Annotated in this window: 26 protein-coding genes, 1 tRNA gene and 1 other RNA gene; 15 read left to right on the top strand and 13 right to left on the bottom strand. The window is 57.9% G+C overall.

The genetic code is table 11. The features are described 5' to 3' along the window. Positions 1-153: 153 nt before the first annotated feature. Positions 154-1,212 carry a photosystem II D2 protein (photosystem q(a) protein) gene (psbD, locus tag ACVWZF_RS04925; RefSeq protein ID WP_011432491.1) on the bottom strand — a complete coding sequence of 353 codons (1,059 nt, stop codon included), beginning with the start codon at positions 1,210-1,212 and terminating at the stop codon, positions 154-156. 477 nt (positions 1,213-1,689) lie between these two features. On the opposite strand from psbD, the gene petM reads away from it, so the two are divergent. The 6 genes from petM to ACVWZF_RS04895 all read left to right on the top strand — a co-directional run bounded on the left by petM (position 1,690) and on the right by ACVWZF_RS04895 (position 6,138). Beyond that, positions 1,690-1,797 (top strand): cytochrome b6-f complex subunit PetM, encoded by a 108-nt coding sequence (petM, locus tag ACVWZF_RS04920; RefSeq protein ID WP_011432492.1) that lies wholly within the window; start codon positions 1,690-1,692, stop codon positions 1,795-1,797. Between the two features lie 113 nt (positions 1,798-1,910). Then, on the top strand, positions 1,911-2,885 hold the full coding sequence (locus ACVWZF_RS04915) for a ketopantoate reductase family protein (protein WP_457410993.1): 975 nt from the start codon (positions 1,911-1,913) through the stop codon (positions 2,883-2,885). Positions 2,886-3,078: 193 nt separating this feature from the next. Then, complete coding sequence (locus tag ACVWZF_RS04910) at positions 3,079-3,846, top strand: SDR family oxidoreductase (protein ID WP_011432494.1); 768 nt, start codon at positions 3,079-3,081, stop codon at positions 3,844-3,846. A 72-nt stretch (positions 3,847-3,918) separates the two neighbouring features. After that, positions 3,919-5,178: a sensor histidine kinase gene (locus ACVWZF_RS04905; protein ID WP_414419099.1), complete on the top strand. Its 1,260-nt coding sequence runs from the start codon at positions 3,919-3,921 to the stop codon at positions 5,176-5,178. Between the two features lie 154 nt (positions 5,179-5,332). Continuing rightward, positions 5,333-5,596, top strand: a complete 264-nt coding sequence (gene pedR, locus ACVWZF_RS04900; RefSeq protein ID WP_011432496.1) for a photosynthetic electron transport-dependent transcriptional regulator PedR — start codon at positions 5,333-5,335, stop codon at positions 5,594-5,596. A 281-nt stretch (positions 5,597-5,877) separates the two neighbouring features. Continuing rightward, the gene (locus ACVWZF_RS04895; RefSeq protein WP_414407663.1) at positions 5,878-6,138 is read left to right on the top strand and encodes a hypothetical protein; all 261 of its coding nucleotides are present in this window, start codon (positions 5,878-5,880) and stop codon (positions 6,136-6,138) included. Between the two features lie 79 nt (positions 6,139-6,217). Here ACVWZF_RS04895 and ACVWZF_RS04890 read toward each other — a convergent pair whose 3' ends face one another. Then, on the bottom strand, positions 6,218-7,102 hold the full coding sequence (locus ACVWZF_RS04890; protein ID WP_457402083.1) for an acyl-CoA desaturase: 885 nt from the start codon (positions 7,100-7,102) through the stop codon (positions 6,218-6,220). Positions 7,103-7,412: 310 nt separating this feature from the next. Between ACVWZF_RS04890 and ACVWZF_RS04885 the strand changes: the two genes are divergently transcribed. Then, complete coding sequence (locus ACVWZF_RS04885; RefSeq protein ID WP_414329131.1) at positions 7,413-8,114, top strand: TetR/AcrR family transcriptional regulator; 702 nt, start codon at positions 7,413-7,415, stop codon at positions 8,112-8,114. 200 nt (positions 8,115-8,314) lie between these two features. Here the strand turns inward: ACVWZF_RS04885 and rnpB are convergent. The 3 genes from rnpB to ACVWZF_RS04870 form a co-directional block, all read right to left on the bottom strand. Beyond that, positions 8,315-8,744: RNase P RNA component class A (rnpB, locus tag ACVWZF_RS04880), an RNA gene on the bottom strand. Positions 8,745-8,776: 32 nt separating this feature from the next. Further along, complete coding sequence (locus tag ACVWZF_RS04875; RefSeq protein WP_457410991.1) at positions 8,777-10,003, bottom strand: C45 family autoproteolytic acyltransferase/hydolase; 1,227 nt, start codon at positions 10,001-10,003, stop codon at positions 8,777-8,779. A 21-nt stretch (positions 10,004-10,024) separates the two neighbouring features. Beyond that, a complete protein-coding gene (locus tag ACVWZF_RS04870; RefSeq protein WP_414343313.1) occupies positions 10,025-10,378 on the bottom strand; it encodes a rhodanese-like domain-containing protein in 354 nt (117 codons plus the stop codon). A gap of 220 nt (positions 10,379-10,598) precedes the next feature. Here ACVWZF_RS04870 and ACVWZF_RS04865 point away from each other — a divergent pair, with 220 nt between their 5' ends. Together ACVWZF_RS04865 and ACVWZF_RS04860 are read left to right on the top strand one after the other, a co-directional pair. Then, a complete protein-coding gene (locus tag ACVWZF_RS04865; protein WP_049749562.1) occupies positions 10,599-10,952 on the top strand; it encodes a hypothetical protein in 354 nt (117 codons plus the stop codon). 296 nt (positions 10,953-11,248) lie between these two features. Further along, complete coding sequence (locus tag ACVWZF_RS04860; protein WP_457396328.1) at positions 11,249-12,775, top strand: right-handed parallel beta-helix repeat-containing protein; 1,527 nt, start codon at positions 11,249-11,251, stop codon at positions 12,773-12,775. 333 nt (positions 12,776-13,108) lie between these two features. On the opposite strand, the gene ndhI is transcribed toward ACVWZF_RS04860, so the two are convergent. Genes ndhI through ACVWZF_RS04840 form a run of 4 tightly spaced genes read right to left on the bottom strand, consistent with a single transcriptional unit; the run spans position 13,109 to position 16,385 of the window. Then, positions 13,109-13,741, bottom strand: coding sequence for an NAD(P)H-quinone oxidoreductase subunit I (gene ndhI / locus ACVWZF_RS04855; protein WP_414331863.1), 633 nt, complete (start codon positions 13,739-13,741; stop codon positions 13,109-13,111). Between the two features lie 38 nt (positions 13,742-13,779). Next, positions 13,780-14,901, bottom strand: a complete 1,122-nt coding sequence (gene nuoH / locus ACVWZF_RS04850) for an NADH-quinone oxidoreductase subunit NuoH (RefSeq protein ID WP_457384892.1) — start codon at positions 14,899-14,901, stop codon at positions 13,780-13,782. A gap of 56 nt (positions 14,902-14,957) precedes the next feature. After that, on the bottom strand, positions 14,958-15,161 hold the full coding sequence (locus tag ACVWZF_RS04845; protein WP_011432507.1) for a hypothetical protein: 204 nt from the start codon (positions 15,159-15,161) through the stop codon (positions 14,958-14,960). Between the two features lie 39 nt (positions 15,162-15,200). Continuing rightward, positions 15,201-16,385 carry an NAD(P)H-quinone oxidoreductase subunit H gene (locus tag ACVWZF_RS04840; RefSeq protein ID WP_041437160.1) on the bottom strand — a complete coding sequence of 395 codons (1,185 nt, stop codon included), beginning with the start codon at positions 16,383-16,385 and terminating at the stop codon, positions 15,201-15,203. A 169-nt stretch (positions 16,386-16,554) separates the two neighbouring features. Between ACVWZF_RS04840 and ACVWZF_RS04835 the strand changes: the two genes are divergently transcribed. Continuing rightward, a complete protein-coding gene (locus ACVWZF_RS04835; protein WP_011432509.1) occupies positions 16,555-16,878 on the top strand; it encodes a DUF3288 family protein in 324 nt (107 codons plus the stop codon). 58 nt (positions 16,879-16,936) lie between these two features. Here the strand turns inward: ACVWZF_RS04835 and ACVWZF_RS04830 are convergent, their stop codons facing one another. Beyond that, the gene (locus tag ACVWZF_RS04830; RefSeq protein WP_414352218.1) at positions 16,937-17,494 is read right to left on the bottom strand and encodes a carboxymuconolactone decarboxylase family protein; all 558 of its coding nucleotides are present in this window, start codon (positions 17,492-17,494) and stop codon (positions 16,937-16,939) included. A gap of 143 nt (positions 17,495-17,637) precedes the next feature. Beyond that, on the bottom strand, positions 17,638-17,892 hold the full coding sequence (locus tag ACVWZF_RS04825; protein ID WP_041436298.1) for a hypothetical protein: 255 nt from the start codon (positions 17,890-17,892) through the stop codon (positions 17,638-17,640). 59 nt (positions 17,893-17,951) lie between these two features. Here ACVWZF_RS04825 and ureG point away from each other — a divergent pair, with 59 nt between their 5' ends. The 5 genes from ureG to ACVWZF_RS04800 all read left to right on the top strand — a co-directional run bounded on the left by ureG (position 17,952) and on the right by ACVWZF_RS04800 (position 21,934). Continuing rightward, on the top strand, positions 17,952-18,614 hold the full coding sequence (gene ureG / locus ACVWZF_RS04820) for an urease accessory protein UreG (protein WP_457410990.1): 663 nt from the start codon (positions 17,952-17,954) through the stop codon (positions 18,612-18,614). After that, a complete protein-coding gene (locus ACVWZF_RS04815; protein WP_041436300.1) occupies positions 18,611-19,414 on the top strand; it encodes an urease accessory protein UreD in 804 nt (267 codons plus the stop codon). Before ureG ends, ACVWZF_RS04815 begins: the two co-directional genes overlap by 4 nt. 51 nt (positions 19,415-19,465) lie before the next feature. Further along, positions 19,466-20,980 carry a hypothetical protein gene (locus ACVWZF_RS04810; protein WP_011432515.1) on the top strand — a complete coding sequence of 505 codons (1,515 nt, stop codon included), beginning with the start codon at positions 19,466-19,468 and terminating at the stop codon, positions 20,978-20,980. A 58-nt stretch (positions 20,981-21,038) separates the two neighbouring features. After that, positions 21,039-21,118, top strand: a tRNA-Leu gene (locus tag ACVWZF_RS04805). A 204-nt stretch (positions 21,119-21,322) separates the two neighbouring features. Then, entirely contained in the window at positions 21,323-21,934 is a 612-nt protein-coding gene (locus ACVWZF_RS04800; RefSeq protein ID WP_011432516.1) for a Ycf51 family protein, read from the top strand. Here ACVWZF_RS04800 and ACVWZF_RS04795 read toward each other — a convergent pair. Together ACVWZF_RS04795 and ACVWZF_RS04790 are read right to left on the bottom strand one after the other, a co-directional pair. Beyond that, the gene (locus ACVWZF_RS04795) at positions 21,862-22,779 is read right to left on the bottom strand and encodes an alpha/beta fold hydrolase (protein WP_457410988.1); all 918 of its coding nucleotides are present in this window, start codon (positions 22,777-22,779) and stop codon (positions 21,862-21,864) included. The two genes, ACVWZF_RS04800 and ACVWZF_RS04795, sit on opposite strands and share 73 nt — an antisense overlap. Before the next feature lie 30 nt (positions 22,780-22,809). Beyond that, complete coding sequence (locus ACVWZF_RS04790; protein ID WP_011432518.1) at positions 22,810-23,475, bottom strand: Crp/Fnr family transcriptional regulator; 666 nt, start codon at positions 23,473-23,475, stop codon at positions 22,810-22,812. Between the last annotated feature and the right edge of the window lie 259 nt (positions 23,476-23,734).

Below are 23,734 nucleotides of genomic sequence, written 5' to 3'. Positions count from 1 at the left end.
GACACCAAAAAAAGTTTAGTTAACGCGAGCGCCTGCCGTTGGGCTCCCTGTCCACTGGGATCCGCGGCAGGGGATCCCTTGGGCAAGCGCTCATCCTCACAGAGCAGATCTCTAGGGATCTACCGCAGCTAAAGTCGAGCGAGCTCAGTGGGTTTAGAGCGCATTGCCGCGGGGGAGGACTTCTTCAGGGAACTCAAAGCGCTCATGGGGCTGGTCCTGCGGCGCCATCCACGCCCGAATCCCCTCGTTCAGCAAAATGTTCTTCGTGTAAAACGTCTCAAACTCCGGGTCTTCCGCTGCCCGCACCTCCTGACTGATAAAGTCATACGCCCGCAGGTTCAGCGCCAACCCCACTACCCCAATGCTCGACATCCACAAACCCGTCACCGGCACAAACAACATGAAAAAGTGCAGCCACCGCTTGTTGGAAAACGCTATCCCAAAAATCTGGCTCCAGTACCGGTTGGCCGTCACCATCGAGTAGGTCTCCTCCGACTGCGTCGGCTCAAAAGCCCGAAAGGTGCTGGCCGCCTCCCCATCCTGAAACAGGGTGTTCTCCACCGTCGCCCCGTGGATGGCACACAACAGCGCTCCACCCAAAACGCCAGCCACCCCCATCATGTGGAACGGGTTCAGCGTCCAGTTGTGAAACCCCTGGAAAAACAGCAAAAAGCGGAAAATCCCCGCCACCCCAAAGCTGGGGGCAAAAAACCAGCTGCTCTGCCCCAGCGGGTAAATCAAAAACACGCTCACAAACACCGCTATCGGCGCGCTAAACGCAATGGCGTTGTAGGGCCGCACCCCCACCAGCCGGGCAATCTCAAATTGCCGCAGCATAAAGCCAATCAGCCCCAGCGCTCCGTGCAGGGCCACAAAGGTCCACAGCCCCCCAATCTGGCACCAGCGGGTGAAGTCCCCCTGGGCTTCGGGGCCCCACAGCAGCAGCAGGCTGTGCCCCATGCTGTCGGCGGGGGTGGAGACGGCTACGGTCAAAAAGTTGCACCCTTCCAGGTAGGAGCTGGCCAATCCGTGGGTGTACCAGGAAGTTACAAAGGTGGTGCCGGTGAGCCAGCCGCCCAGGGCTAGGTAAGCGCAGGGGAACAGCAGCAGCCCGGACCAGCCGATAAACACGAATCTGTCGCGCTTGAGCCAGTCATCGACGATGTCGAACCATCCTCGCTCCTGACGCACGCGCCCTACCGCTATGGTCATCTGAACTACTCCTTAAAGACATCTAAATGAATGAGGACGTTAATGAAACTACAAAGTTTGCTTCTTCGAAGCAGGAGCGGAGCCTAGGTATAAGGACTCAACTCCTGGGTCTTTTGCCTCAGTTTCCTTGAACGGCTCTTTGGCGAGAACTGCCTGGGAACTTTCCAGTGGGTTAGAATTCCCAGCGCTCCAAGACCCTATCGAGAACCGTTTCCAGGGCTCACGAGGCCCAACAGAGCATTCGAGAGCCACCGGACAAGTTTTACGGCTGTAGGCATTACAATTTAGCCTATGCCGGTAAAGACTTGTAAATTGCTTTCATTATAGAGGTGGATAGCCGGATCTCATCAAGTCTGGGAGAACGACTGTTTTTCGAGGAGTTGGGTTTGGGCCGCTACACCCTTGGAGTGAAGGCCAGGGCTTGGGATCCGATATCCTGAGAAGGCGATGTATCCCATTTGCGAGGAAGCTGAATCTATGGCTGGCGAGATCTTCACCACTGCTGGACTCTGCATTGTGCTGACCCTGGTGGGCGTGGCACTTGGATATGGGATCCTGAGGGTGACCCAAGGGGGGGCAGAGTAAAGCTGTCGAGGATTTCTCCCGGGCCCGGTATCGGGCCTTGTTACAGCTCCATGTCAATTCCATGTCAATTGGCCACCTGGATATGAGGTGGGTGGCGGAAAGATGATAAACTCATGAAGATTTGTATCGTTGGCGCTGGGGCGGTGGGAAGTCACTTGGCCATATGCCTGGCTCGGTCTGGCTTTCCCGTCAGTGTCGTGGCCCGTGGAGCTCACCTGCAGGCCATCCGCACCCAAGGTCTGAAGCTCATCCGGCAGGGGGATCCCTCCCAAACCTGGGTGGAGCACTTGACGGCCACCGACGACCCGGCTGCCCTGGGCCCACAGGACTGGCTGATAGTGACGGTCAAGGCCCACAGCTTGCCGCAGCTTGCCCCTCGACTGGGATCCCTGTGTGGCCCCGACACCCCCATTGTGATCGCCCAGAATGGTATCCCCTGGTGGTACTTCTACCGGCATGGCGGCGAGTTTGAGGGGCATTCCCTGACTTCCGTGGATCCAGAAGGGGTTATCGCTGCCCATCTGCCGATAGAGCGGGTGATCGGCTGTGTGGTGTATATCGCCGTGCAGTTGGCAGAGCCAGGAGTGGTCTTGCACACAGGGGGTGGGCGCTACATTCTGGGGGAGCCGGATGGATCCCTGTCAGGACGGCTGCAGTCCTTGGCCGCCATCTTTGAACAGGCGCAGCTTTCCACCACTCTCACCTCGCAGATTCGGGCCGAGATCTGGCAGAAACTGTGGGGCAATGCCGCCTTCAATCCCATCAGCGCCCTCACCCGGGCTGCTCAAGATGAGATCGCTCAGTACCCACCCACCCGTGCTTTGGTTCGGTCGGTGATGCGGGAAGTTGAGGCTGTAGCCCAAGCTCTGGGGATCCGGCTGCCGGTCTCTTTGGAAGAGCGGCTAGAAGATGCAGCCCGCGTGGGATCCCATCGCACCTCGATGCTGCAGGATGTTGAGCTGGGGCGACGGACGGAGATCGAGGCCATTGTGGGAGCCATCACCGAGTTGGGGCGTTTGGTGGGGGTGCCCACTCCCCATTTGGATACTCTGTATGCTTGCGTCAAGCTGCTGGAGCGCTCTCTTTAGGCTCTTGCAGGGAGCGGTAGGGTCGCTACCGAACGGCAGAGAAACGATTCGTTTGCTGGATCCCAGGCTCCCCCCTGGGGAAGTGGCTCGAACTCTAGAATGGCTGTAGCCTCGAACTGACGAGGAAGCTGAAGGTAGCTGTCCATTTTTCTCCGACTCAACCCAACTGAAATCACAGCATTTGAATTAGCAAATGATGCTTGAAAACTCCATCGTGCTCATCACCGGAGCCAGTAGCGGCATTGGGGCCGCTTGTGCCACCCTTTTTGCCCGTTCTGGAGCCCGCCTGATTCTGGTGGCCCGCCGTCAGGATCGGCTGCAGGAACTGGCTGGGGAATTGCAGCAGGCTTACGGCACTCCTTCCTACCTGCTGGCTTTGGATGTGCGGGATGGGGCAGCCGTGCAGCAGGCGCTTCAATCTTTGCCCTCGCCGTGGGCCAACATCGACATCTTGGTCAACAATGCAGGTTTAAGTCGTGGCTTGGACAAGCTCCACATGGGGGCCTTGCAAGACTGGGAAGAGATGATCGATACCAACCTCAAGGGTCTGCTCTATGTTACCCGCGCCGTTTTGCCCGGCATGGTGGAGCGAGGTCGAGGCCATGTGGTGAACATCGGCTCCATTGCCGGTCGGCAGACCTACCCAGGTGGCGCTGTGTATTGCGCTTCTAAGGCCGCCGTGCGGGCCATCTCTGAGGGGCTGAAGCTGGATTTACTGGGCACCCCCATTCGCGTCACCGAGATTCAGCCGGGCCTGGTGGAAACCGAGTTCAGCCAAGTGCGCTTCCGTGGGGATCGCGCCCGCGCGGCAGCAGTGTATCAGGGCCTCACCCCCTTGACGGCGATGGATGTGGCTGAAGTGGTGGTGTTTGCGGCAACCCGTCCCCCCCACGTGAACATCAGCGAGATCTTGCTTGTGCCCACCGACCAAGCCAGTACCACCCTCGTACATCGTCGATAAGAGGCCGGCAACCGGGCTTTCGCCTCCACTCTTGCTTCCCTGAGCGACAATGGCAGCAAAGGTGGTGGGAACATGGGACTGGAAGCCGGGATCCTGATCGGGTTGGGAATCGGTTTGCTTTGCACGTTGCTCCTGCTGTGGCAGACTCGGCGCCGTTTCAGACGCGAATTGCAGCGGTTGGGATCCCTGGTGCATCTGGCCATGCCCCTCCACTCCCTGGAACAGATGCTCAGCTTGCTCAGCCGTTATCTTCGCCAACAAGATCTGGATTGGGCCAACCAAAAACAGCAACTGCAAAACTGGCAATACCTGAGTCAGCGGCTCCCTTGGGGATATCTGCGGGTGGACGAAAACAACGTGGTGCTGGAGTGCAATCCTGCCGCCCAGCGCCTGCTGCGCATCAGCCAATGGCAGCCGGGCATCAAGCTCTTGCTGGAATGGGTGCGCTCCTATGAGTTGGATCAGCTCATCGAGGCTACCCGCCGACAGGAGACCGCTGCTCCTGTCCAAAGTCGCGAATGGATTTTCTACCCTTCCGGTGGGGATGGCAAACCGATTCCGCTGCGGGCTTGGGGGCTGCTGCTGCCGCAAGCGCACGTGGCCATTTTTTTAGAAGACCGGCTGGAAGCAAAAATGCTGGCCCAACAGCGGGATCGCTGGGCTTCGGATGTGGCTCACGAGCTGAAAACCCCCCTCACCTCCATTCGCTTGCTGGCCGAAACTTTACAAAGCCGGGTCGATGCCGCTCAGGCAGTCTGGGTGGAACGATTGCTAAATGAAACTCTGCGCCTGAGCCATTTGGTTCAAGACTTGCTCGAACTCAGCGCCCTCAATTTGGGAGCCGCATCCCGCTCCCAATGGCGTTGGGTGGATCTGGCAAGTTTGGTGCGCGAGGCCTGGCAAAGTGTAGAGCCGTTGGCCAAGCCTCGACACCAGGAACTGCACCTGAGCGGATTGTCCCAGATTTACCTCTGGGGAGATGAGCAACGCCTATACCGCCTCATCCTCAATCTCTTGGACAACGCCGTCAAGTATGGCAAGCCCGACTCTCCTATCCATGTGGTGCTTTCGGAGCAGGGATCCCAGGTGCGGCTAGAGGTGTACGACCACGGCCCCGGCCTGCCAGAAGATCAATTTGAGTTGGTCTTTCAGCCCTTTTACCGCACCGACACTGCGCGGGCCCGCAGCAAAGGCGGAACCGGCCTAGGGCTGGCAATTGTGCGGCAGATTGTCGAGGTTCATGGGGGCACCATCCAATTGCGCAATCACCCGCAAACCGGTGGGCTGTGGGTTCAGGTGGAACTGCCCCGGAAGCACTTGGATCCCTTGTGAAGCCTATCCGAAAACGCTCGCATCAGTGGCCTGCAGCCGGAGTCTGGCCGAGAATCGCTCAAGATTTCCCTGCTGCAGGGCTATCCATCTCAGGGGTGATCCCCTAGAATTGGGGTAGGTAATCTTTACAGTTCATCTTAAGCAGGCATTCGGAATGGGCACTGACTATCATTCCGCAGACTTGTTGTCCGAACGGGAGCTGCAGGTCATTGAGTTGATTGCAGCAGGACTGACCAATCAGGACATCGCGGAACGCCTAGAGATCAGCAAGCGCACCGTTGACAATCACATCAGCAATATTTTGAGCAAGACCCGAACGGCAAATCGGGTGGCCTTAGTACGCTGGGCCTTGCAATGGGGAAAGATTTGCCTAGATCAGGTCAATTGCTGCACTTTGGTCGATGACAAAATTGCTTAGTCCCATCCCATTTTGCCGGTCAAGTGTCCAGCAAAGAGTGTTGAGCGGGGGGGTTTTGGTGACTGTATTGCCCAGAAGTTATAGTCATTTCAATGAGGAATGAAACTGTTCCGTTGCAGTGCTTCCTAGCTCTTCTCTCTCTTAGGGAGAGGGATTGGGGGGCTCGCGGAAGTGATGCGGAGCATTTGGGCGACACCGCGGAGTAGTTAGGAAGCGTCTTAATCTAACTTGAAGTGACTATACTTGAGTTGTTTTGAGCTACGTTGATTGGGTTGTCATACGTGAGCGTCCCCAAGCTGAAACGCTACGCTGTTCGCTACGATTCTATGCCCCTGATGGTTTATCGGGAGGTGGCTGCTCATTTGGCCTGTGTTTCAGGGGTGAAAACGGAGCTGGAGTGGAAAAAAAACTCCACCTTTCGCTACCAAGACAGCCAAATAGAGGCATTGCATATTCATCAAGAACCCGATGCCGACATAGAACAAATTAAGCGTATTCTTGACCACTATGGAGCGTGGCAGTATAGCCCCTTAGAAGACTAGCTCTCTCTGCAACCCAAAAGGGATCCCTAGGGATAGGGATCCCCGGATGATTCCTCTGCAAGGTCTGGGAAAAACCAGTTCAGCGAGCAGCTTGGCCTTGGGCAGGCAGGTGCAGCTTACGAGCCAGGCCCAATCTCGCCAACAGCCAAATGGCCCAGTAGGTCATGTCGATCTCCCACCAACGCAAACCGGCCTTAACGCACTTCGGGTCGGCATGATGGTTGTTGTGCCAGCCTTCACCATAGGTTAGAATGGCCGCCCACCAAAGGTTACGAGCATTGTCATTGCTCTCGAAAGTCCGGTAACCCCAGAAGTGGCTGGCCGAGTTGATTAACCAGGTGCAATGCAGTAGCAGCACTGTCCGCACAAAGATACCGTACACGACGAATGACCAGCCCCCCAGCAGGTAGAGTATCGCGGCCAATGGCAGCTGCAGAAGCAGGGCGTACCTATCCAGCCAGCGGTAGAAGGGATCCCGAGCCAAGTCCGGCGCAAAGGCAAAATACTTCTCAGGGTTAAAAAATTCTTCGCGGTGGTAGATCAGCCAGAGTATGTGGCTCCACCAAAAGCCCTTACGAGCAGAATAGGGATCCTTCTCCTCGTCTTCGGTAAAGGCGTGGTGCTGACGGTGGCCACCCACCCAAAAGATCGGCCCCCCTTGAACGGCCAGGGCACCGAGAGTCGTGAAGACATATTCCAGCCACTTGGGCACCTGGAAACTACGATGGCTGAGCAGGCGGTGGTACCCCAAGCAGATGCCTAAGCTGCCGAAACACCAGTGGAGAAATAGGGCTACTCCCAGAGCGGGCCAGGAGAAGAAGAAAATGCCTCCCACCAAAGCCACCACGTGAAAAATGGCAAAGAAGAGCACATGTTCCCAAGCAAACCGAAAGGACTCTTGGGGCTCGGGCCGATTGAGCGGAGCGGGATGATTCAGCGATTGGCGAGAAAAAGAAGTGGTCATGAACCCACAAAACCTCAGAAGAAGAAGTAGACTAGACTGACTAGGAAAGAGCCAAAACACAAAGCCCAAGTTAAGGCCGCCGGATAACAGCGGCCCAACGTGAAAACGGAGTCAAGCCCCTGAAGACACCGCCATAGCCAGCAGTGACTTGCTATGTGCTCCGCTGTGATGAACTTGGCTACACAGGAAGAAGAGGAGCAGAGGCAACGCTGCCGACATCCTCTCGCTTGACATTAAGCCTAGCGGTATTCCACCGTAAATGCAAGCGTCACTTGCAGCCCGCCGCAATTCTTCAGGTTTTCTCCTCACTATGGCACGTCCTTCTTCTCGGCAAAGGCTGCTGAATGCGGCTCGGGAGCTGTTCGTTCGTCAGGGCATCACCCAGACCACCACCCGTCAAATTGCGGATTTGGCCGGAGTGAATGAGGTCACCCTGTTTCGGCACTTCGGCACCAAGCAAGGGTTACTCCTGGCCGTATTTGGGGAGCTGGGGGTCTTTTCCGGCATAGCCGATCTGCCCCTGAAGGCGGATCCCGCCCCCTCTCAAGGCTCTGGGTTACAAGCCATTCTCCTGCGCTATGTCCACACCTGTTTTCGGGCTTTGGCCGATAATCCTGAACTGGTGCGCTCCCTGGTCGGGGAGGCTGGCCTTTATTCTGAGGAACATCGTCGCGCCTTGCGGATGGGTTTTTCTCAGGCCCAAGAACAGCTGACAGAGTATTTGCGGCGATTTCCCAACTCTGAGTTGCAATCTGTCGAGCCAGATCGCCTTTATGCAGCCGTTGGGGTTTTGCATGTAATGATTTTGGGAGCAGCAATGTTGGCGGTAACTGCCGAGTTGCCTTCCGTTGGCGCCGACGGAACCGAGCCCTCTGTTGAGGGGCAGCTATCGGATGAAAAATCTAAAAAATCAGAGAAAGGCGCCGAAACCGCCAGGATCCCCCCCCTTCTGCAAGCCTGCGTGGAGCTGTGGATGGCAGGCGTGACCAGAATGACAGAACCTACGCCGTAGCGCAGCCACCCACAATTGGACAAGGCTCTCCAAGTGCCCTAGGTGGGCATGCGATACAGCTTCTCCCAACGACACACTGACTACGGCCAATAAATAGCCCCAGACCACAGGGATCCCGGCAACCTGCAGAACTCCCGTGAGCTCGGAACAAACTCTCTCTGTGTGCAAATAGATGTGCAAACAGGTAGATGTGCAAGTAGAAAAGAGAGGAGGTTGTAAGCCGGGTTCTGTAGTGCAGAGTTGCACTGGCGATCATCCATCTGGGAGTGATGTTGCCATCACCCTCTAGCGGCTCACCACCATCGAGAGCACCCTTCCCCGCTTTGGGTACCGTGATCTCGATGCAGCCAACAGGGGCGAAGAACAGCCATGATCCTGCGGCTGCGGCCTTGCTTTCCACCGGGGTTTACCGAGCCAACGCCTCACGACGTTGCTGGTGGGCTCTTACCCCACCTTTGCACCCTTACCTGTGCTGGGATCCCAGCCATCGGCGGTATGTTTCTGTGGCACTATCCTCGCGGTTACCCGCACTGGGCTTTCCCCAGCGGTGTGTTCTTCTGAAAGCCCGGACTTTCCTCATCCCGCTGTCTGGTGGCGACAGCAAGGACGCGATCGCCTGCCCCTCCTCTCTCTTCAGCTCGATCCTACTGCATCTCCCAAACCTAGAAAATCCCGGAAATCGGTACAAACTCCACTTGATCGGGAATGTTGGGGGCCAGGTGTAAGATTTGCCGGTTCAAATCCATCACCACAGCCGCTACGCTTTCGGTGCGATCCCAGGCGGGCAGATGGGGATCCGGATAGCGGCAGATGCAGTGGGGGGCATTCGTCCGGTCCTGTAGGATTTTTTGAAGAGCGACCGCGTCTAGGGTTCCCGTTTGAGCGCTCTGGCGAAGCAAATGATAGGCCCGTTCTAGCCTTGTGGAGGATCCTGTGTGGGGGGGGCAGCCATCTTCTCGCAAGGCCGGATCCAGGAAATGATTGGTGTGGGCGAGGATCCCTCCTTGAGGGAGATGCAGGCCAATTCCTCGTGGACTGATTTCAAAGCTGGTCGCCTTAGCGGGCTGTAGGCCTGTCGCCTGTCCTGTAATACCGGCAACGCTGACACAAGAGGAGGCGGTGTAGGGGTAGGATCCCACCCTCTCCACAGCTTGCTGCCACTCCTCACACTCCAACAATAAGCGCAACAGCAGATGCACCGGCATTCCCTCGGTTTGCCCATCTAGGGTAGAGCGCAAGAGGTTGAGGGCCACGGCCAACCCTGCTTGATTGAGACCGATTTTGGCCAGGATCCCAGCTTCGGTCAGGGTGAGGTAGGCAGGGTGGGTATCGGAGTGAACGCGCAACAGCACACAGGCCCTGCGCTGCTCCCCAAGCCAATCCCAGGTTTGGGCCAGATAGGTGTGGTGGGTGGAGGTAACCTGGGGCAAGGCCGCTAGGGTAGTACATTCTCCCCCATCTGACTTGGCTGGGTTTGGATCGATGAGTTTCTCCATTGCCTTGCATTCATGAGCAGGATCCGCTGGGTGCTGGGGTACTCCGTTTTGGAGATTGTGTTCCAGAGCAGCGGCGCAGTCGGGATGGGATCCACCGACAACCGATCTGGATAAAATCTCGGTGCGCAAATTGAGGGCCAGAATCTCGGCAAAACGGAAGCCACTCCCCGCGGCAATGCCTTGGATTTCTTCCAGCAGGTGGGGCACGTGGCGCTCTAGCCAGGGCAGGGATCCCTCTGCTTGGGTCTGGGCCTGCTGCCAGGTGAGACCACAGCGGTAGGCAAATTGGCGGGCGTAACTAGCAATGCTGTGGCGAATGAGTTGGGCCGCCTGGGATCCATACTGTTGGCCTCGTTGTTGGGGATCCCCCTGCAGATGAAGAATGGGGAACATGGTGCTGGTTTGCCCGTGACCTCAATAGGTGGGCAGGGAGGGATCCACCTCACAAGCCCAAGCGTGAATGCCGCCGCTGATGTTATGAACCTGAGTGAACCCGTTGGCCTGTAGCCACTGGCTCATCTGAGCAGAGCGGAGGCCATGATGACAGAGCACAAAAGTTGGCTGATCTGGATCCAGCTCTGTGAGGATCCGTTCCCTCCATTCCTCGTACTGGCTCAAGGGGTAGTTGCGAAAGCCCAGGGCATTTAAATTCACCAGCTCCAGCTCTGCCGGTTCCCGCACATCGATCAATTGCAGAGGGCCGGCCTCGGGATCCTGTAGGTATTGGGCCATCTGTTGCGGTGTAATGGAGCGGATGGAGAAGGACATCGCCAACTCTGGTCTACAGGGATCCCCTCTCAAGATACACCGGCTCAGCGGCTGCCCTGAGACTGCCCGCAAAGGTTAAGATGTCACCCTGATTTGGGCTTAGCCTGGGTATGGCTGTGCAACGCTTTTTGATCGACACGGATACGGCGGGAGATGATGTTACCTCGCTGCTCTTTGGGCTGCTCTGGCCCAACAGCATCCTACAGGGCTGCCCGCCGGGGTGAGTTTCATTCGAGATCCCTTTGCGGAAGTGCCCAAACCCGCCGATTATGCCAGCATCTGCAGCGGAGATACCCGTCCGCTGTTCTTTATCGGTGTGGATGCTAACCAAAACTACCTGGGGGATACCGATAACAACCCTGCCACCCTCAACCACGGTCTCACCTCGATGCTGAAGCGGGTGGATATGGCCACCTATGAAGTGATTCGCAGCGTGGTGGAAGGCAACTTTAAGGCAACTTTGTCGGCGGCATTCAAACCTTTGGCCTGGAGAACGAGGGTGTGGGCTATGCCCTGGATGAATACAACCAAGCCTTGCTCTCAGCGGATTTGGTGGCTGCTGTGGAAGCGGTGAAGCAGAACATTATCGCCGGAACCCTCGAAGTACCTGAAGAGCGCTAGATTTTTGAGATTTTTGTTGCCGATTGATTGCGGATCCCTGGCGAAGCCTTGACTAAACAGAGGATCCATCAGAGGATGCTTTTGCTGAGGGCATTGGATCCCAACTTGGCCATCTGCACTTTGACCTCGTGGCAGTTGTTTGTTGCTCTTGTTTGTTGCTGTAACAACCTTAACCGCTAAGCGCTTGTAAGGGGCTTTCCACCTATGCTTGGCCAAGTATCCAAATCTGGTTGGGGGATCTGTTCAGCCTTGCTGCCTCTGTTGGCGGGGGTTGCCCTCGGCTGTGGGGGTGGCGGCGGCAGTTCTCCACCTCTTCCTCCGCCAGGTGGCGGGCCCATCATCCTGAGAGTGGATCCGGCCAGTGGCCCCTTTACCAAACTGGCAGACGCAGTTGCAGAGGCGCAGCGACTTCAGACTGCCACAGCCGGCCTGGAGGTGCTGATCGAGATTTTGGGGACGGGCAGGGAAACTTTGCAAAGCAACCTGGCCCTGGATGGCGGCGATGGCACCAACGGCGGTCGCATTCGCATCACCAGCTCCACCGCCTATGAGATCCTGACCGGGCTCTTTGACGTGATTGTAGCCAGCCAAACCAGCCTGCAGGGGGTAGATGTGGTGCTGGGGGGTGGACGGGTGCAGGTGAACAACGGCACTTTTCAGCCGCGCAAGGTCACCCTCAACGACCCTCGCTCCAACATCTTGGTCAACGGCAATGCTGCGGTTCTAGAGGGAGCCTTGAACCAATTGGCCGAGATTTTGTGCCAGCAATTTTTGGATCCCTGTGTGCAGATCTCTGGGAATGGCCGGGTCAGCCGTGTCTCGCCGATTGTCAGTAAAACGGGTGGGGTGGGCATAGGCACTGTGCCGGGCAGCAATCCCATCCTTGAAAACAACACAATTCTCCTGCAGGCTTTGGGGGCTTTGGCCGTTCGCTATGGTGACAACTCCGGCGGGATCTTCCGCAACAACCAAATCGAAGGGGATCCACCCACGGCTGGAGCCGGCTTGGTACTGCAGGCGCGGCAAGCAGGTACGAGTGGCACTACCGGGATTCAGCTGGATGGGGCAGGCTCAATTCCATCCATTCAATCCAACCGGATCGGCGTGGGCAGGATAGCCGGCAGTGTCGGCATTCGTATTTTGCAGGGAACCCAGGCCCGCACCATTTCCGGGAATACGTTCCTAGCTCGGGGCGAGGGCGTAGGAGTGGCAATTCAGGCGGCCCCCGGCACCCCAGATGCGGTAGTCGCAGCCTACCTGGCTGGCAATACTTTCCAAGGAAACTTTGCTCAGAGGGTCACTGGGGAACCTGCGCCCATCCCAGCTCCTGCACCGACGCCGACGGAAACGCCCACGCCAACTCCTGCACCGACACCCTCTCCCACCCCCACACCTCCAGTATTGGGCACCGGCCCCATTCAAGTTACCTTGAGTTGGAACACCATCGATGACCTTGACCTGTATGTTACGGATCCCACGCAGCAGACCGTGTTTTTTAACAACCGAATTGTCCCTTCTGGAGGACGGCTGGATGTGGATGCCAATGCCGACTGTGTTGCCGTAACCCAAAATGCTGTGGAGAATGTCTTTTGGGCTTCCACCCCGCCCTCAGGGCCATACTTCATCGAGGTGAGATTGTTCCGGCGCTGCTCCCAATCAACTGCTCCCATTCCCTTTACCGTAACGGTTCGCAAGAGCGGAAACGTCGCGCAGACTTTTAGCGGCTTGGCCACATCCCCTGGCTTGGCGGGTAGGTTTACGTTTTCCTTCCCCTGAAGTTAGCCAAGGCTGGCAGCCATCTGCCCTGCCCACGTATGGCCATTTTGGTTCAGACTAGGACACCACACCTATACTCATACTCAGATCTTTGATTGCAGATCGCAGGGTTCAGAAGACCTTATTTCTGCGCCCCAGGCATCTCCTTCCCACTAAGGACAGCTCCAACTTCGCGGCCTCGACGCTTTTTCTGGCCATCACCTTGCGGCAGCGGGCGATGCTGGAAGGCAGTCCCACAAGTTCAAACAGTCACATCCCCTGGGAAAGGGGCTAGGGGTGGCGGACAGCGGCGCGGAGCGCTTTGCGTCAGCATGAGTGCGGGAGTATGTCACGCTATTCCGCAGCAGCCTTGGCTGCTTTCGCTTCGGCTTCCTTAGCAGCTTTGGCCGCTCTCATTTCCGCCAGAATCTCCTCCGGTCGTTTGCCAGCCCGCTGGGATCCAGCAGGCAAGTCGTGGGGATCGATTACCCCTTTGGGCAGATAGGCAAATTCTCGCAGTGGGGTCACCATTGGGTCCTCAGTTACCTTGGAGGGCAAACGGCCCATCGCCACCTGATGGTAGTTGAGGTCGTGGCGGTCGTAAGCGGCCAGCTCATAATCCTCGGTTACCGAGAGGCAGTTGGTGGGGCAAAACTCCACACAATTGGCGCAGAAAATGCACACCCCGAAATCAATGCTGTAGCTGTAAAGCTCTTTTTTCTTCAGCTCTGGGTTGTAGGCCCAATCCACCACCGGCAGGTCAATTGGGCAAACTCGAACACAGATCTCGCAGGCAATACACTTATCAAACTCGAAGTGGATGCGTCCCCGAAAGCGCTCAGAAGGGATCAGCTTTTCGAAGGGGTATTGCACAGTTACTGGGCGCCGACCCATGTGGTCGAAGACAACCCCCATCCCTTGGCCGATGTACTTGGCGGCTCGGAAGGCATCGCCCACATATTCTTTGACACGCTTGAGAAACGTCATGGCCTCTGTTCTCCCTCTCTTGCCTGTTTACTTCTCATTCAACCCCCAAAAAAGGAGGGGAAGGCGAGTTTTAGGGCTGCCGTTAGCAGCAAATTGACAAAGGATACAGGCAGCAAAAACTTCCACCCCAAATCCAGCAGTTGGTCAATGCGCACCCGTGGCAAGGTCCAGCGCAGCAGGATGGCCAAGAAGATGAAGATAAAAGCTTTGACCATCGTCATGACAATGCCTAAGGCCGCCGCGCCGATCTGCAAGAAAGGGTTATCCAAAGGAATCCCGGCAAGTGCAGCAATCGTTTCCACCGGCACCACAAACGACCAACCCCCCAAGTACAGCACTGCCGCAATCAGAGAAGCCAGCAGCAAGTTGGCGTAGGATCCCAGATAAAAGAGGGCAAACTTCATGCCGGAGTACTCCGTTTGGTAACCGGCTACCAGCTCTTCTTCTGCTTCCGGCAAGTCGAACGGGATCCGCTCCGTTTCCGCCAGCGCCGAGATCAGGAAAATGACAAAGCCAATGGGCTGCCGCCAGACGTTCCAGCTCAGAATGCCCAGGCCGCTCTGCTGCTCCACGATCCCCACCGTGTCCAGACCGTTGCTCATCAGCACCACGGCCAACACTGACAGGGCCAGCGGCAGTTCGTAGCTGATCGATTGAGCTGCCGCGCGTAGCCCACCCAGCAAGGAGTACTTGTTATTGGAACCGTAGCCCGACATCAACAGACCGATGGGTTGCACGCTGGAGGTGGCGATCAGGAAGAACACGCCAATGGCAATGTTGGAGATCAATAGGTTCTGGCCAAAGGGAACCACCAGGTAGCACAAAAAGACGGGCAGGAAAACCAATATCGGCCCCAGCGTGAACAAAACCGGGTCGGCCAAGATGGGCAGAACATCTTCTTTGGTCAGCAGCTTGATGCCATCGGCAATCGGGATCAGCACCCCCTGAGGGCCGGCCATGTTGGGGCCAATCCGCTGTTGGGCTGCTGCCGAGATCTTGCGCTCCAGCCAAGTCATGACCATCACCCCCAAGGTGGCGGCGATGATCAGCAGCAACATCGGCAGGGGCATCCAGAGGGCATGGGCTGCACCTGCTCCCAAGCCTAGGTTCTGTAGGGCAGTCTCGAAGCCAAGTTGTAGGTCGATACCAGCGTTTGTCATGGGGGTGAGTAGCTCCCTAGAGATGGCGGGTTGGGTAGGGTTTGGGATCCCTGTAGCTAGGTCTTGCCGTTGGGATCCGATTGGGGGGGACGGTTGCGGCGGCGTAGCTCCTGCTGGATGATGGCCTGAAGGCGAGCATCAGATAGCTCTTCCGCGCGGCGGCGCCTTTCCTCTTGGTACTTAGCCCATTGCTTGGGGCCGATAACCGCAGCAATGACAGACACAATCAACAGCGGCAGAACCAAGATCGCCCAGGCCATTGCCTTTGTCCTCGCTTTCCGTAAGTATCTTAGCGATTCCTAGCGATCCACCTCGCCCATGATGATGTCAATGCTGCCGAGGATGGCGATCATGTCGGCTACCTTCATGCCGCGAATCAACTGAGGCAGTACCTGCAAATTGACAAAGCCGGGGGGGCGGATCTTCCAGCGCCACGGGCAGACGTTGTCGTCTCCCACGATGTAAATGCCCAGCTCTCCTTTGGCGCTCTCCACCCGCACGTAGGCTTCCCCTTTGGGGATCTTGAAATTGGCGGAAGGCTTTTTGCTGATGAACTGGTAGTCCCCTTTGTTCCACTCCGACTTCGGCCCCTCCAGCATGCGCTTGGCTTCTAGGTTTTCAAAGGGGCCGCCCGGCAGAGCCTTCACCGCTTGCTGCACGATCTTGCAGGACTCCCGCATCTCTTTCATGCGCACCCGATAGCGGGCCAGGCAATCCCCTTCGGGGTAAACGGCCACCTCCCAGTCGAAGTCGTCGTAGCACTCGTAGTGATCCACTTTGCGCAGATCCCAGTTGACGCCGCAGGCCCGCAACATGGGACCCGACAGACCCCAGTTGATGGCGTCTTGCTTGGAGATGGCTCCCACCCCTTCCAGCCGCCGGCGGAAAATCGGGTTGTCGGTAACCAGCCGCTCGTATTCATCCACTTTGGGCAAGAAATACTCGCAAAAGTCTAGGCATTTTTCCGTCCAGCCGTAGGGCAAGTCCACCGCCACGCCGCCCACCCGGAAATAGTTGTTGTTGATCAAGCGCATGCCGGTGACGGCTTCAAACAAGTCTAGGATCCACTCCCGCTCCCGCATGGCGTAGAGGAAGGGGGTTTGGGCGCCCAAATCCGCCAAGAAGGGACCAAACCAAAGCAGGTGGTTGGTGATGCGGGTCAGCTCCAACATGATCACCCGTAGGTAGCTTGCCCGTCTGGGCACGCTGATCCCGGCCAGTTTCTCAACGGCATTGACGGTAATGGCCTCGTTAAACATGCCGGCCCCGTAGTCCCAACGGGAGACGTAGGGCAGGTATTGCACCACCGTGCGGTTTTCGGCGATTTTCTCCATGCCGCGGTGCAAGTAGCCGATCACCGGTTCGCAATCGACGATGTTTTCGCCATCTAGGGTGACCAGCAAACGCAAAACCCCATGCATAGAGGGATGGTGCGGCCCAAAGTTGAGCAACATCCGGTCGGTACGGGTCTCGATCATGGGCATGGGCATAGCCGCCGCCTCCGCAACTGAAGAATGTTCATGGTCTGCAACATTTGCAGTATAGCGGTTTTCTTCTGCCTTCTCGGGATCCCATGCCATCAGGGATCCCAATCCTCGATATTGAAAGTCTCCAGGGGAACTCAGCTAGAGTGAGAAAAAAGGAGGGAGGCCGATGGCTGTATCCCGTTCACCCTCGAATGGCTCATCCCGACGAGAGCAGCAACATCCGCAATATGCCACCGACCGAGCTGCGCTCGATGAGCTGATGGTGCAGGCTCAGGAGAGGCCCCTCTCCGAGTGGGTGCTGGCGGAAGTCGCCCGTTTGCGCATCCGTTACCACGGCTTCCCCGGCGCCTGGGATCTGCAGCGGGATTTGGATCAAATCCTGGAACAGTGGGGCCTGAGCGAAGAAGAGCTGTTCGCCCGGACTCGCCAGATCCATGCCCGCGGCCAGGTGTACGACCGCAGCTTTAGCACGCGAGACGACTGGGCCTAGAGGCAGGCTGGGGGGCGGGATCCCTTACCCCCCTGAGAGAGGGGAGTTTGCCGGTTGTTCATGAGACGTGAAGCTGCTCGGCAAAGACGGGATCCAAAGGCACATCTAGGGCGGCAATCACCTTAGTCCAGAAGTTCATAAAGCCAATCCAAGCCGATAGCTCCACCAGATCTTCATCTGACCAAATGGCTTTTAGCTGGGCAAAGAAGCTGTCGGTCACCACCATGCTGGGCACGGTCATCCGCTCAGCGTACTCGATGGCCAGCTTTTCCGCCTCGGTGTAGAGGGTGCTGGTGCGGGCCTGGGCCACCGCCGCAATTTTGGCAGGGGAGGCGCCGTACTTTTGCGCCTGCAGGGTGTGGTAGGGAAGGCAGTAGTGGCGGCAGCCGTTGATTTGGGCAATGCGGATGCTGACCAGCTCCTTCAGCTCTTCAGGCAAGTTGGGGTTTTGGGTGTGCAGCGCCCCGTAGAGGTTCATCACGGCTCGCATCAGTTGGGGCTTGTGGGCCATCACCTGCAGGGGGTTGAGGGCGGTGCCGTAGGTTTTCTCCAGGCTTTCGTAAACCTTTTGCAGTTGCTTATCGGCTTTCTCTGGGGTAACAGGAGGGATCCGCATGGACAGTCTGTAAAATTGCAGCATTCTCGACTTTAGCGCGTCTGGGGGATCCACCCAAGCCTGAGGGGCGCTTCACGGTCTGGGGGAGGGATCCCTTCTCCGCCTGAAACCAGGCACCTGCCTCCCTTCTTACTTGTCAAGGGTCAAGGATTGCCCAAGGATTGCTCAACGGCTTCCACCTGCTGCTGGGTGGCGGTAGCCCCTTGGTTGAGGGTTTGCTGGATCTGTTCCCGAGATTGGTAAATCTGCAGCGGCCCACCTTGAGGGATCCCTTGCTGGGCAGCTTCTGGGCTGGCTTGCTCTGGTCTCGGCTCCGAACTCAGCGGGTTGCGATAGAGGCGGTTAACCAGCAAAAATCCCACCAGCACCACAGCAGTTGCCACCAAAAGCCGAACCATACTCGGATCCCTTGCAAGCATCTGGTTCTAGAATGCCCAAAAAGAGGAGCAGGTATCCGATGTCGGGCAAAGTTGCGCAGGCTTCCCAGCCGGTACGGGTTGGCATTGGCGGCCCGGTGGGATCCGGAAAAACCGCTTTGGTGGAAAAGCTCTGCTTGGCGCTGCGGGATCACCTGTCTTTGGCGGTGGTGACCAACGATATTTACACCCGCGAGGATGCCGAGTTTTTGGTGCGGGCCAAGGCCCTGGAGGCAGAGCGGATCATTGGCGTAGAGACCGGCGGCTGCCCCCACACCGCCATTCGGGAAGATGCCTCCCTCAACCTAGACGCCATTCAGGAGCTGGAGCGCCGCTTTTGCCCCCTGGATCTCATCTTGGTGGAATCGGGGGGGGACAACTTGGCAGCTACCTTCAGCCCGGAGCTGGTGGACGCCTGCATTTACGTCATCGACGTGGCCGAAGGGGACAAGATCCCGCGCAAAGGCGGGCCGGGGATCACCCGCTCCGACCTGCTGGTGATCAACAAGATCGATCTGGCTCCCTATGTGGGAGCAGACTTGGGGGTGATGGAACGGGATGCCCGTCGCATGCGGGGAGATAGGCCCTTTGTCTTTACCAACCTGCGCACGGGTGAGGGGCTGGAGCAGGTTCTCAGTTGGCTGGAGCGGGAGGTGCTGTTTCGGCCCATCAAGGCCGACCCCCCCTCGGTGAGCCGCCTGTGAACTTCGGTAAGGCCATCTTGAAGGCAACCCGCCGAGGCGAACATACCCGTATTTGGGAGTATTCTCAGGCTCCCCTGCAATGGCTGGGATCCCCTGGGGAGCCACCTGTGTACTACCTGCGCAACCCCAACGGCGGCCTGCTGGGTGGGGATCGCCACCGGATCGAGATCGGGCTGGGGCCAGGCTCGGCGCTGGAAATTCGCACCCAAGGGGCAATGCGGCTACATCCCGGCTTGATTCGGCAACAGGTCAAGGTCAAGCTGGCCCCCACCAGCCAGTTGATCTGGATCCCTCACCCGACCATTCCGGGGGCAGGGGCAGACTTTCGCCAGCAGGTGCAGATCGAACTGGATCCCACAGCCCGCCTGGCCTATGCCGAGATCTGGACTGCCGGACGGCTGGCCATGGACGAGCGCTGGCAGTTTGAACATCTTGCCAACTGCTTGCAAGTTTGGGTCACTGCTGGGATCCCATCCTCCCCCGAGGGGAGAAAACTCTGGCTGCAGGAACACATAGACCTGCACTTTCCCCATCGGCAGGTCTCCGCCGCGTCAGTGCTGGGATCCCATCTCTGTTGGGGATCCCTGTACTTGCTGGGGGATTGGCCGGAACCCACTTGGCTGACCGTTCACATCAGCGGAACGGAGTCCCCATACTGGCTGGTCAAGTCTCCGGATCCCATCTGTAAGGGTTGGATTCTGCGCCAGGTGGGGCCACAGGCAGAGGCCATTTGGCGGCATTTTGGCCAGGTTGCACTACAGCTTGCTCAAGCCAAGGGTGGCTCACCCCAGGGGTGGTAGACTAAGGCTGACTCAAGCCAACTGGTTGACCCAAGGCCGGGACGGAGTCCTTTGAACGCTGCTCAACGGATTCTCAGACGCTCTGTCCTCAGGGGGCGAAGTCGCTGGCTGCTCCTCTACGAGAAGGGGATGGCCCTGCTGGCCCTGAGCAACCTGTGCTTGGTGCTCTTCGACATGAGCTATGTGCCTGGGCGAGATTTTTGGCTCCAGGGTCGGGTGCAAATTTTTGGCGCCTTTGGTCCTCCCATTCCGCTGCCGATTCTCTCCGAAGAAACCAGCCGTTCCCCGGTGACCGACCTATACGATCCCATCAAAGGTATCGAGCCCAACCCCGAAACCCAGCGCTACTTGGCCTTGGTGGATGAGCTGCGCCAGGTTACCCTGCGGTTTGGCGTGGAGTCGGAAGCGGCAGCACCGATCCTGGCCCGCTTGCGGGAGCTCAGCGACGAGATGATTGAGACCAATCCCTTTCAGGGCGCCAACAAAACTGGCCAGTTTGTGCGTATCCTCAATTTGATGCGGGAGCACATCCCAGAAGCCGACTCTGCCAGAGCCGCCTTTGCCCGCTTTTGGACTGCTGAGTACTTGGCCAGCGCCGATCCCGCAGATGGAATTGAATTTTTCCAGATCCGGCTGCGCCCCCTCTTTGAGACCAACTATTTCCGCCCCATTGGTGAGAGCGGTAACCCTGTTGACTTTTTCCCGGTGCTGGATTTTCCCTTCGTGCTTCTGTTTGGGCTGGAATTTTTGCTGCGCACGGTGGCCATCAGCCGCCGCTACACCGGCGTCAATTGGCTGGATGCCATGCTCTGGCGTTGGTACGATGTGCTGTTGCTGCTGCCCTTTTGGCGCTGGCTGCGGGTGATCCCCGTCACCATCCGGCTGGGACAAGCACAGTTGCTGGATCTGGAGCGGGTACGCGCCCAGGTGAGCCAGGGCTTTGTTACCAACTTCGCCGAGGATCTGACGGAAGTCATTGTCGTGCGGGTGATCAACCAAATCCAGGTATCCATTCAGCGGGGATCCCTGCCCCTACTGCCGGCAGCGCGTACCCAGCGCGACTACATTGATATCAACAACACCAACGAGCTGGAGGCGATTGCCAACCTGGTTTTTCGCATTGTCCTCTACCGCGTTTTGCCCCAGGTGCAACCGGAATTGCAACAACTGCTCCGCTACAACCTGGATGGCCTGCTCAAGCAGTTGCCTGCCATGCAAACTCTAGAACAGCTTCCCGGCCTGGGATCCCTGCCTGGCCAACTGACGGAGCACCTGGCCAACGAGCTGACCACCACCACCTACAAAACCCTGACGGGCAGTTTCGAGGATCCCGTCGGCTCCAAGCTGGCAGCGCAACTGATGCAGCGGTTTGGTGAGGTCTTGGCACGAGAACTCACCCAGGAGCACGCTCTGGAGGAAATTCGCTCTCTCCTGCAAGACTTGCTGGAAGAGATCAAAATTAACTACGTCGAGCGGCTATCCCACGAGGATCTGGAGGAGGTGATGGAGCAAACCCGCCAGCTTCGGCAAAAGGCCCAGCAACTGGAGAAAGACCGCCGCCGATAGAGTTCGGGGGATTGGTTGACGAGGTTTCGCCAGTTCAGTAGGATAATGATTCCAAGTCGGGCGAGTGGCGAAACTGGTAGACGCACCGCACTCAAAATGCGGCGGGAAACCGTGTCGGTTCGAATCCGACCTTGCCCATGCTCCTCAAATCTGTAGGGCTCGCCGCTTTCTGGGTTTGGTAGGTTGATCCGTCTTGCCTCTTCTCACAGGGGTTTGGTGATAGAACCAGCCAAGTCCTTCTGGAGCAGGGTGCCAGCGGGACGGAGTCCTTAGATAGGGCAGCCAGAATCGGGCTCATCCTGCATCCTAGAGATGAAGCTCTAGCCGCTAAACTGGGGAATCATGGATGCAACTTTGGAATCTTTCTTTGCCTCTGCCACCCAAATTGGGCTAGGTCTAGCAGGCTTGCTGGCTGTGCTCACCCTGCTGGCCTGGATTCGCAATTGGCCCTTGAAGTTTGCGCTGGTGGGCTACACGGCGTTTGCGCTGGTTTTAACAGCGGGATGTTTTGCCCTCAGCTTGGGGCCGATCTTTCGCTCCCGCATTCCCGGTGCTGCCCCCTACACCACCGTCTATGACCAAGGGGCGGATCGAGCGGTTATTGCTGTCAGCCCGGATATCACCCCGGAGCAACTGATCCTCACCCTGAAGCAGGCGGCCAGCGATTTGGGATCCCCAGGACGCTTCTCCACCGGTTCGCCGGTGTTCACCTTGCGGGCCCGCACCGTCATCCATCCCGAGCCGGGAGTTTCCGAGCCGTTGCTCTTGGGCACGCTGCAACAGCCGTTGGGAAAGCGCCTGCGCACCCCAGAAGAACAACAGCAGCAGCAGATCCATCTAGAGGAAGAGGCCTTTGCCCGGCTGCGGAAGTTGGCCCAGGGTCAGGCTTCTGCCGCCTTGTCTGCAGAGGAAGCGGAAGAGCCAACCACCGGGATCTCACTTGCCCAGTCTTGAGCGCTGAGCCAGCGGCGCAGATCCTGTCCCACCCGGTCGGGGATCTCCCAGGGAAAGAGATGAGCCACGTTGGGATAGACAATGCAGGTGCAGTGGGGCAGGGCGCGGGCTGTGGCCAGGCTGCTGTTGGCGGTGATGTGGCGATCCCGCTCGCCGGCCATAAGCAGTACCGGGATGCGAATTCGGTGCAGATCTCCCTCGCGGTTGTAGCCCCGTTGCAAAGCGGCGCGCAGAGCTTGGCGAGCCTGGGGGGAGGTGTGCAGATAGGCGGGCAAGGCCATGTGCGCCAAATACCGATAGGCCGTTGGGGTCTGTTGCTGCATCAGGTAGCGGTAAAGGGAGCGACGGCCAAAGGTCTCGATGTTCCATTCCCAGCCGGGCCAAAGCCAGTTGAGCAGCGAGGCAACGCCGGTGTTGATCTGATCCCAAAAATCGGTGGGGGGATGGTTGCTGCGGGGGTAGGCGGCACTGGCCACCAAGACCAAACCCTTTACCCGCTGCGGCAGCCGCAAAGCCAACTCCAGGGCCAGGATCCCGCCCAAAGACCAGCCCAGCACCAGACACGCCTGCCAGCCCAGGCGATCCAGCAGCCGCTCCAAGTCCTCTAGGTGATCCTGCATCTCAAAGGGATCCGTCACCTGGGAATGCCCGTAGCCACGCAGATCTGGCGCCACACAGGGGTGGATCCCCGCCACTGCCTCTGCAAATACCGCCATGCAGTCGGCATTGCCCGGATGGCCGTGGAGCATCAAGATTGGGAGGGAGGGGATCCCTTTTCCCCAAGTACGGTAGTGGAGCTGCAGGCCCATCGCGTCAGCAGTGCAGTTCCCGACTGCTGTAGGCATAACACTCTGGATAGCATCTAGACAGCAGGGTTAGGCGCTGGCCGCCTTCTTCGGAGTGGGCTGGAGCTTTACCCCGTTGGGAATACAAATTAAGTTTTGATCCAGCACCTGCACAAACCCTTTCGAACGCAGGGATCCCAGAAGGCGAGTCACCGTCACACGAGTGGCCCCAATGGCATCCCCAATCTGGGCGTGGGTAAGGGGCCAGGGAAGATACATCCCCTGTTCACAGGGCTGCCCATACTCCTCGATCAACAGGCTCAAGAAGCCCTTGAGGCGATCGATGGCGCGCCGTTGGCCCAGATTTCCCAACCACAGCAGCTTCCGTTGCAGTTGCTGGCGGAAGTTTTCCTGAATCTTCTGGTGCAGATAGGGCCACTGCTCCAGATCCTGCCAGTAAAACCACATCACCGTGGTGCGATCGGCGTGGGTGCAGGCTTTCAACTCAAAGCGCTCTGGGTTGCTCAGCTCAAAAGGAAATCCAGCCGTGATGAACCCAACAAAGACCTCCCGCCGCTCTGGAGTTTGGCTGACCAGGCGCACCACTCCCTCTTGGGTGATGTACACCAATCCCGGACGAGTGGGAATGCGCACGTCTTTGGGAAAGGTGCGACAGCGGTAGTGCTCCTCGGCCCACTGGCAAAGCTCACGCCATTCCTGAGCCTCTGTTGCCGATGTGATGGAAACAAGTGACATGAGATCAACTTCCTGTCGCTCGAGCGACCTGATGGGTTTTACAGACTTTCCAGCTTTACCCGGCTGTAGGCTATGCAACGCTTCCGCGTTCGCGCCGGCGGTGCGGAGCACCTACACGTCAACGGGACGGAGTCTTAGGAAGATGGGGATGGAGAAACAGCAAGATACACACAAGAAGGCAAATACAAAGAGGAAGGAAACCGCAGGGTTTACTTTACCTTAGCTTCATAATGGCACTTGACCTCATGGGGTGACATTG

Source organism: Thermostichus sp. OS-CIW-30, from assembly GCF_054060215.1.
Note: the sequence above shows the minus strand (reverse complement) of the source record. Positions and strands in the feature narration are given on the sequence as shown.

Coding starts and splice junctions, on each gene's coding strand:
- psbD (WP_011432491.1), bottom strand. CDS start 1,212: ATGACCATAGCGGTAGGGCGCGTGCGTCAGGAGCGAGGATGGTTCGAC.
- petM (WP_011432492.1), top strand. CDS start 1,690: ATGGCTGGCGAGATCTTCACCACTGCTGGACTCTGCATTGTGCTGACC.
- ACVWZF_RS04915 (WP_457410993.1), top strand. CDS start 1,911: ATGAAGATTTGTATCGTTGGCGCTGGGGCGGTGGGAAGTCACTTGGCC.
- ACVWZF_RS04910 (WP_011432494.1), top strand. CDS start 3,079: ATGATGCTTGAAAACTCCATCGTGCTCATCACCGGAGCCAGTAGCGGC.
- ACVWZF_RS04905 (WP_414419099.1), top strand. CDS start 3,919: ATGGGACTGGAAGCCGGGATCCTGATCGGGTTGGGAATCGGTTTGCTT.
- pedR (WP_011432496.1), top strand. CDS start 5,333: ATGGGCACTGACTATCATTCCGCAGACTTGTTGTCCGAACGGGAGCTG.
- ACVWZF_RS04890 (WP_457402083.1), bottom strand. CDS start 7,102: ATGACCACTTCTTTTTCTCGCCAATCGCTGAATCATCCCGCTCCGCTC.
- ACVWZF_RS04885 (WP_414329131.1), top strand. CDS start 7,413: ATGGCACGTCCTTCTTCTCGGCAAAGGCTGCTGAATGCGGCTCGGGAG.
- ACVWZF_RS04875 (WP_457410991.1), bottom strand. CDS start 10,003: ATGTTCCCCATTCTTCATCTGCAGGGGGATCCCCAACAACGAGGCCAA.
- ACVWZF_RS04870 (WP_414343313.1), bottom strand. CDS start 10,378: ATGTCCTTCTCCATCCGCTCCATTACACCGCAACAGATGGCCCAATAC.
- ndhI (WP_414331863.1), bottom strand. CDS start 13,741: ATGACGTTTCTCAAGCGTGTCAAAGAATATGTGGGCGATGCCTTCCGA.
- nuoH (WP_457384892.1), bottom strand. CDS start 14,901: ATGACAAACGCTGGTATCGACCTACAACTTGGCTTCGAGACTGCCCTA.
- ACVWZF_RS04845 (WP_011432507.1), bottom strand. CDS start 15,161: ATGGCCTGGGCGATCTTGGTTCTGCCGCTGTTGATTGTGTCTGTCATT.
- ACVWZF_RS04840 (WP_041437160.1), bottom strand. CDS start 16,385: ATGCCCATGATCGAGACCCGTACCGACCGGATGTTGCTCAACTTTGGG.
- ACVWZF_RS04835 (WP_011432509.1), top strand. CDS start 16,555: ATGGCTGTATCCCGTTCACCCTCGAATGGCTCATCCCGACGAGAGCAG.
- ACVWZF_RS04830 (WP_414352218.1), bottom strand. CDS start 17,494: ATGCGGATCCCTCCTGTTACCCCAGAGAAAGCCGATAAGCAACTGCAA.
- ACVWZF_RS04825 (WP_041436298.1), bottom strand. CDS start 17,892: ATGGTTCGGCTTTTGGTGGCAACTGCTGTGGTGCTGGTGGGATTTTTG.
- ureG (WP_457410990.1), top strand. CDS start 17,952: ATGTCGGGCAAAGTTGCGCAGGCTTCCCAGCCGGTACGGGTTGGCATT.
- ACVWZF_RS04800 (WP_011432516.1), top strand. CDS start 21,323: ATGGATGCAACTTTGGAATCTTTCTTTGCCTCTGCCACCCAAATTGGG.
- ACVWZF_RS04795 (WP_457410988.1), bottom strand. CDS start 22,779: ATGCCTACAGCAGTCGGGAACTGCACTGCTGACGCGATGGGCCTGCAG.
- ACVWZF_RS04790 (WP_011432518.1), bottom strand. CDS start 23,475: ATGTCACTTGTTTCCATCACATCGGCAACAGAGGCTCAGGAATGGCGT.